The 6,930-nt window shown below is 62.7% G+C and carries 6 protein-coding genes and 2 pseudogenes; 3 read left to right on the top strand and 5 right to left on the bottom strand.

Annotated features, from left to right (window positions below):
* Nucleotides 1–57 precede the first annotated feature (57 nt).
* The 3 genes and pseudogenes from ACE04F_RS06100 to ACE04F_RS06090 form a co-directional block, all read right to left on the bottom strand.
* Nucleotides 58–813 carry an ABC transporter ATP-binding protein gene (locus tag ACE04F_RS06100; protein WP_486105437.1) on the bottom strand — a complete coding sequence of 252 codons (756 nt, stop codon included), beginning with the start codon at nt 811–813 and terminating at the stop codon, nt 58–60.
* Between the two features lie 57 nt (nt 814–870).
* Nucleotides 871–1,497, bottom strand: a pseudogene (locus ACE04F_RS06095) (type 1 periplasmic-binding domain-containing protein); the annotation flags it as partial.
* Nucleotides 1,466–1,822: pseudogene (locus ACE04F_RS06090) on the bottom strand (LLM class flavin-dependent oxidoreductase); the annotation flags it as partial. The pseudogenes ACE04F_RS06090 and ACE04F_RS06095, both read right to left, overlap by 32 nt.
* Nucleotides 1,823–2,203: 381 nt before the next feature.
* Here ACE04F_RS06090 and ACE04F_RS06085 point away from each other — a divergent pair.
* Nucleotides 2,204–3,448, top strand: a complete 1,245-nt coding sequence (locus ACE04F_RS06085; RefSeq protein WP_486105436.1) for an acyl-CoA dehydrogenase family protein — start codon at nt 2,204–2,206, stop codon at nt 3,446–3,448.
* Here ACE04F_RS06085 and ACE04F_RS06080 read toward each other — a convergent pair.
* Entirely contained in the window at nt 3,390–4,415 is a 1,026-nt protein-coding gene (locus ACE04F_RS06080) for an alpha/beta hydrolase (RefSeq protein ID WP_486105435.1), read from the bottom strand. The two genes, ACE04F_RS06085 and ACE04F_RS06080, sit on opposite strands and share 59 nt — an antisense overlap.
* Entirely contained in the window at nt 4,415–4,855 is a 441-nt protein-coding gene (gene tspO / locus ACE04F_RS06075; protein WP_486105434.1) for a tryptophan-rich sensory protein TspO, read from the bottom strand. The genes ACE04F_RS06080 and tspO overlap by 1 nt, the downstream gene beginning before the upstream one ends.
* A 157-nt stretch (nt 4,856–5,012) precedes the next feature.
* On the opposite strand from tspO, the gene ACE04F_RS06070 reads away from it, so the two are divergent.
* Both ACE04F_RS06070 and ACE04F_RS06065 read left to right on the top strand, forming a co-directional pair.
* Nucleotides 5,013–6,152, top strand: coding sequence for an epoxide hydrolase family protein (locus tag ACE04F_RS06070; protein WP_486105433.1), 1,140 nt, complete (start codon nt 5,013–5,015; stop codon nt 6,150–6,152).
* A 477-nt stretch (nt 6,153–6,629) separates the two neighbouring features.
* Entirely contained in the window at nt 6,630–6,911 is a 282-nt protein-coding gene (locus tag ACE04F_RS06065; protein ID WP_486105432.1) for a fructose-bisphosphate aldolase, read from the top strand.
* Nucleotides 6,912–6,930: the final 19 nt, after the last annotated feature.

Raw genomic sequence — 6,930 nt, 5'->3', positions numbered from 1 at the left:
CCCACAGGGTTCTTCAGGGAGCATTGATGTGCATGCTCCGCCACTCCCGCAGGGCAACTACCCGGCCCGTGCCCCCAGGTAGAAATCCTCAAGGTCGCCGCGCGCCGCCAGTTGCTCGGCGCTGCCCTCGCTGACTACACGCCCGCTTTCCAGCACATAACCGTAATGGGCGTAACGCAGGGCAAGGTTGATGTTCTGCTCGGCTATCAGGAAACAGCAGCCCTCGCGCTGGTTGAGCTGGTGGATGATCTCGAAGATTTCCTCGACGATCTGCGGCGCCAGGCCCATCGACGGTTCGTCCAGCAGCACCAATCGCGGCCGGGCCATGAGCGCGCGCCCGATCGCGATCATCTGTTGTTCGCCACCCGAGGTGTAGCCGGCCAGCGTCTTGCGGCGCAACTTCAACCGAGGGAAGTGGCCGTACACCGACTCCAGGTCAGCCAGCAGCTGGCGGCGCGGAACCTGACGGGCCAGGGCACCGGTCAGCAGGTTTTCCTCCACACTCAACTGAGCGAAACAATGCCGCCCCTCCAGCACCTGTACCAAGCCATCGCGCGCCAGCAAATGTGGCGCGCTGCGCGTCACGTCCTGCCCTTGATAGACAATGCGTCCCCGGACCACTTCGCCTCGCTCGGCGCGTACCAGGTTCGACGCGGCCTTCAGCGTGGTGCTCTTGCCCGCGCCGTTGGCCCCCAGCAGCACCACGATCTGTCCTTTCGCCACGCTTAGCGACACGTCGCGAACCGCCAGGATGGTGTGGTCGTACAGCACCTCGATGCCGTCAATCTGCAGGATGGGCATATCTGTCGTCATGCTGTCTCGCCTTCTCGCAAAAGCGACCGGACGCGGGCGCCAGATCGCGGCCATGGTTCAGGATTCCTTGCTGCAATCGCGCGGTGTGATGCCTTTTTCCTTGGCGTACTGCTGCGAAGACGCTTCGATGATCGGCCGCAGCAACGCGCGGTCGGCCTGCACCCAGTCACTGATCAGCTTCCACTGCGTGCCGTCCCACTGCTGGAAGCGCACCGAGCCGCCGCCTTCGTGGTCCGAGCAGGACAATTGCAACGGCTGCACCAACCCCAGCGCCCCCAGCTCCTTGAGACGTGCATCATCGAGTTTGAGATTCTCGAAGCCCCAGCGCACCTGCTCGCCGGTCAACGGTTGCTGGCCGAACTTCTGCTGGGCAATGCGCAGCGCCTCGACGTTAAGGATGCCGTTGACCACGCCCAGGTTGTAATACACCGTGCCGAAACGCTTGGGGTCCGCCAGGTCGCCATCGCCGGCGTCGACCACGTCCTTCTTGATGCCTTGCAGCACCGGGAAACCGGTGCCCGACGGGTGCGTGGTGATCGCGATGAAACCCTTGGCCGCCGCACCGGCCGGCGCGGCGTCATCCTCGGAATTGCTCCAGATGTTGCCGATGATGTGGTCGGCCGGGAACCCGACTTTCTGCGCGGTTTTCAGCGCCACCGGGTTCATCACACCCCAGCCGGCCAGTGAGCTGGTCGATGGTTGCGATCTGCTTGCCCAGCACCGAAGGCGTCCACGGCCCTGGCAAGACCGCCGCGATGACCTTCAGGCGCGTGGTGGCGGCCAGCAACGCGTGACTGAACGCCACCGATTCGTGCTGGTATTCGGCGCCATAACCGGCGGTAAAACGGATCTGGGTCAGGGCATAGTCGAAGCCGGCATCCTCGGCGATCTGCGCCAGCTTGCGGTTGTAATCGATCCCCCAGTCGGTGCGCTGGGGGATCTTGCTGACCACCAGTCCGCCGCTGACGTTGGGTACCCAGTAGGCAAACTTGATCGTGTCCTGGCTCATTGCATGTACTCCCGGCTCGTTGAGATATAGGCGTGGTCGCCTTTGTACAACGGCTAGAGCAGCAACCGTGCCACTTGGATTTTTCCTTTATTTTCAGGCAGTTAATTCGCCTACTCAATTATGCGACTGTCGTGCGGCAGGCAAGCTGCTGGATCGCTGTTGCACAGCCAACACCCGGCGTACTGCCGCGCAAACGGTGGACTGTTGCCTGCCGAACAGTCGCCGGACAGATTGTCCGCGGGACGACAGCATTTATGCCGGGAAACCCGGCGTACGCCCGGTTTTCATTGGCCAGGAGCAGCGGCATGGAGCGTGCAATGGCTGTTTTCAACGGCAGGCCTTGGCCTTGCCCGCCCTCTTTTCCCCAGAAGGAACACCGCCATGACCGCACAGCAACAATACCTGCCGCATGTCCTTTCCACCGGCACCCACTACGAAGCCTTGGCCGCGCGCTTCCGGCCGATTTTCGCGCGTATCCAGGCGGGTGCGCTGGAACGCGAACAGACCCGCAGCCTGCCTTTCGAACAGGTGAAATGGCTCAAGGAAGCCGGCTTCGGCGCCGTAAGGGTGCCGGTCGAATATGGCGGCGCCGGCGCCTCGCTGCCGCAATTGTTGCAACTGCTGATCGAACTGGCCGAAGCCGACTCCAACCTGCCCCAGGCGCTGCGCGGGCATTTCGCCTTTGTCGAGGATCGCCTCAACGCCCATGCCACCCGCCCGCAGGACGTCTGGTTCAAGCGCTTCGTCGACGGTGACCTGGTGGGCAACGCCTGGACCGAAATCGGCGCGGTGAAACTCGGCCAGGTCATCACCCGGGTTTCCCGCCAGGGCGACCAATGGGTGGTTAACGGCACCAAGTACTACAGCACCGGCAGCATCTTCGCCGACTGGATCGACCTGTACGCCCAACGCGACGACACCGGCGCCGACGTGATTGCCGCCGTCAGCGTCCATCAGCCGGGCGTCAGGCAAAGCGATGACTGGGATGGTTTTGGTCAACGGACCACGGGCAGCGGCACGTCGGTCTTCGAGAACGCCGTGGTCGAAGACGAAAACCTCATCGACTTCTCCACCCGCTTCAAATACCAGACCGCGTTTTACCAGTTGGTGTTGCTCGCCGTGCAGACCGGCGCCGGGCGCGCCGCCGTCCGCGACATCGGCGAACAGGTGCGCCAGCGCACGCGAGTGTTCAGCACCGGCAACGCCAGCGAAGTGAGCCAGGATGTGCAAGTCCAACAAGTGATCGGCAGGGCCTCGGCCCAGGTCTACGCCGCCGAAGCCACCACCCTGCGCGCCGCCGGTGCCTCGCAGCGGGCCTACCAAAGTCGCTTCGACCTGGACGCCGAGACGGAACACACCGCCAACCTCCTCGCCGAACTGGAATCGGCCCAGGCCCAGGTGGTGGTCGCCGACCTGACACTGCGCGCCACCAGCGACCTGTTCAACGCCCTCGGCGCCTCCGCCACCAGCACCAGCAAAGCCCTCGACCGCCACTGGCGCAACGCCCGGACGGCGGTTTCGCACAACCCGCTGATCTACAAGGAACGCATCATCGGCGACTGGGAGATCAACGGGACGGAGCCGCCGTATGTCTGGCAGATTGGTGGGGGGTCGAAGCAGCGTTGAGCCGGGCCGTGATCCAGTCCCGACTGTGCCTGAGCACACGCTCGGCGATCGCCGTCGGGAAATGAATGAAGCCGTGGGGGCAGGACGGTAGAAGATGCGCTTGAACCGTAGCGGCCCTGCCCCACAACTCAGCCAGGCCAAGCGTGTCGTCCCTGAGCGGGTCCAACTCCCCGGTGAACAGCAACGCCGCTGGCATCCCCGTGAAGTCACCGTAGAGCGGCGACAGCGGCGCCTGGCGGCGCTCCTCATCGCTCAGGCCCGGTGTCAGCAGGCGCAGGGCATCGACCATACCGGGCCCGTCCAACACCAGTGTCTCAGGTCCGGCGGCGTGGACGCTCGCGGTCCCGGCCAGATCGTAGACGCCGTAATACAGCACCGCGCCGCGTATGCGCCCAAGCAAATCCGGCCATTGCCTGAGCGCCAGCAACGTAGCCACGGCCAAGTGGCCTCCAGCCGATTCACCCACAACGATCACCGGCAGATCGGCGAATTCCTCCTCCTCGCCCAACAGCCAGCGTGCTGCTGAGAGGCAATCCTCCATCAGGCCTTCCACCGGTGTGCTGACCGCGAGCCGATAATCCACCGAGACCACCGCGACCCCGCACTCTTGCACCATGGCGATGTTGAACGGGTCATTCATCTGGGCATTGCCGATGACCCAGCCGCCACCGTGGAAATCCAGCACGACGCCTCGAGCTTTTTCTTTCGGCCGGATTATCCGCACCGGCACCGCGACGTCGCCCGTGCCTATCCGGCGTTTTTCAGCCAGTAGCCCATGCTTGCCCAACTTGCCGTCGCCGTTGATTTGACTGGCACGCAACAGCGCTTGAATGACGCGGGGGGTGACACGATTGCGGATGCGAAAGCGTGGCAGCCAGGCCAGCTTCCTGTTGAAACTGCGCACTTGCGCCAGCTCATCTTCATCCGCTGGCCATAGCTTTGCGGTATTCAATGGGCGACTGCTCATCAGCGGTTATTGCGCAGGATGGAGAAATTCAGGGCAGCGGCCACACAAAGCCACGCCAGGTAAGGAAACAGAATCAACCCGGTGATCACGTCCAGGCGCAACGCCAACACCACCATCACCGCCACGACCAGCCAGAGCAGCGTGATCACCACCATACCGGCCAGGACCTGATGGGCGCCGAAAAACACCGGAGTCCACAGCGTATTGAGCGCAATCTGCGCCGCCCATAAAGCCAATACCAATTGGCTCCCCGGGATCAGGCTCAAGCGATATCCGGCCCAGGCAAGCAGCAGGTAGATGACAGTCCAGGCCACGGGAAACAACCAGTTGGGGGGTGTGAAGCGGGGTTTGACGAGGGATTCGTACCACGGGCCCGGTTTGAAAATGACACCGGTGCTTGCCGCAGCGCAGCAGGCGAGGAGGAAAATAAAGAAGGTCATTGGGCGTCCTTGGCTGGGAGCGGTTGTCGTGGTAGAGAGCATGGCAGGCAGCGTTGGGTTACGATCCAATGCAGTGTCCATTGTCCAAAGACTCGCTGGCCCGCGCATAAATTCAATAAGCCTCGCGACGCCCGCAAAAAGCCACTAGGGAACAAGCATGTTCGCCCGACCTTTCTCCATCGACATTCCTCAAAGCGTCCTTGATGACCTGCGCCACCGCCTGCGAAACACCCGGCTTCCGGTGCTACTGGCCGGGCAAGGTTGGAGCGAAGGGATGGACCTTGACGTGCTCCATGCACTGATTGCCCATTGGTCGAACACCTTCGACTGGCGTGCCCAGGAAGCAGCGCTCAATCGCCTGCCGCAGTTTGTCGCCACCGTGGGCGGGCAGCAGGTGCACTTCGTCCATCAGCGTGGCGTCGGGCCCAATCCGATGCCGCTTGTGCTCACCCACGGCTGGCCCGGGTCGTTCATCGAGATGCAGCGCATCATCGAACTGCTGACGGATCCGGCCAGCCATGGCGGTGATTCAGCCGATGCCTTTGATGTGGTGGTGCCATCCTTGCCGGGCTATACCTTTTCCGCGCCGTTCAAACAGGCGGGCCATGGGCCTTTCGAGGTTGCCGGTTTGTGGAACGAGCTGATGAGCGGGCTCGGTTATGAGCGGTTCGGTGCCCAGGGCGGCGATGTGGGCGCGGCTGTAACCAGTTGGTTGGGCATGCGCTTTCCCGAGCGACTGACCGGCATCCACCTCAACTACATTCCCGGCGCCTACCGCCCGCCCCTGGGCGAAACCGACCCACCTTTGAGCGAAGAAGAAAGCGCTTACCTGCAACGCGCCGCTGCTTTCAGCGAAGCCGAAGGCGCCTATGCGCACATTCAACGGACCAAACCGCAAACCCTGGCCGTGGGCCTCAGCGACTCTCCTGCGGGATTGCTGGCCTGGATGGGGGAAAAGATTATGTCGTGGTGCGATACGAGCCCCGCCATCAGTCATGAATGGTTGCTGACCAATGTGACACTCTACTGGCTGACGAACTGCATCGGTTCGTCGTTTCGCCCGTATGTGGAAGGCAGCAAGCGGCCCTTGCTGTTCACCAGCGGCGAGCGGGTGAAACCGCCGCTTGGGGTCGCGTTGTTTCCCAAGGAACTGCCGCTGCCGCCACGCAGTTGGGTGGAGCGTGGCTATAACGTCAAGCGCTGGACGCCGATGCCGCGCGGTGGTCATTTTGCTGCGCTGGAGCAGCCGGAGTTGCTGGCGGAGGATATTCGGGCGTTCTTTCGGGATTTGCGCTGAGCCAAAAGACAGTCTGCAAATCTTGTAGGAAATGACTACCCGTGGCGAGGGAGCTTGCTCCCGCTGGGCCGGTCCGACGCTTCGGGCGAAGCGGCCCCAATCAGCTACGCCATTTCGTCAGGCACGCCGCATCGCCCGGTTTTGCGGCGGCTGCGCCACCGAGCGGGAGCAAGCTCCCTCGCCACGGGGTCGGTGTGCGTCCTACAGGTCGGTTGTGGGGGTTGGGATCGACTTCTATAGTTGGGTCGTCGCTGGCTTTGGCTGGTGGCTGGGTTTCGCAGCCCGACTGCAAAGGAAATGCACCGTCGAATGAAATTCAGGCAAACTTGCCCGCGTTCATTTTATGGCGGTTGCGCGCGGGAGATCTTCGGGTCTGCCGGGTTTTCCTTCCTCGGTCTGCGAACCCGCGCGCAACTGCCACCCGTTTGTTTCGCAGCGAAAAGGTGGCATTTCTTTTTTCTTGAAGGAAGTAACCTTATGACCGCTAATCAAGCATCTGCCCGCTACACCCCCCTCACCCCGATCGCTACCACCTACCCGGTCCTGCTGATCGACACTCACGCGCCACTTCCCGAACTCCACGCCTGTGTCAGCGAGCGCCTGCACGCCACGCTCGATTACCTGACGCTGGTGGCTTGCTCCAGCCTGCGGGACTCATCCAGCAGTGACATCAACACTCTGACCAACGTTGCCCGGATCCTCGTGCAGGACGTGGCCGACGTGTTCGGCGTCATTGAACGACGCGGTCTGGAAGGTTGACTCCATTGTGGGAGGGGGG

The sequence above is a fragment of the Pseudomonas sp. AGC41 genome (assembly GCF_057334555.1).
This window is presented reverse-complemented; position numbering and strand designations above follow the sequence as displayed.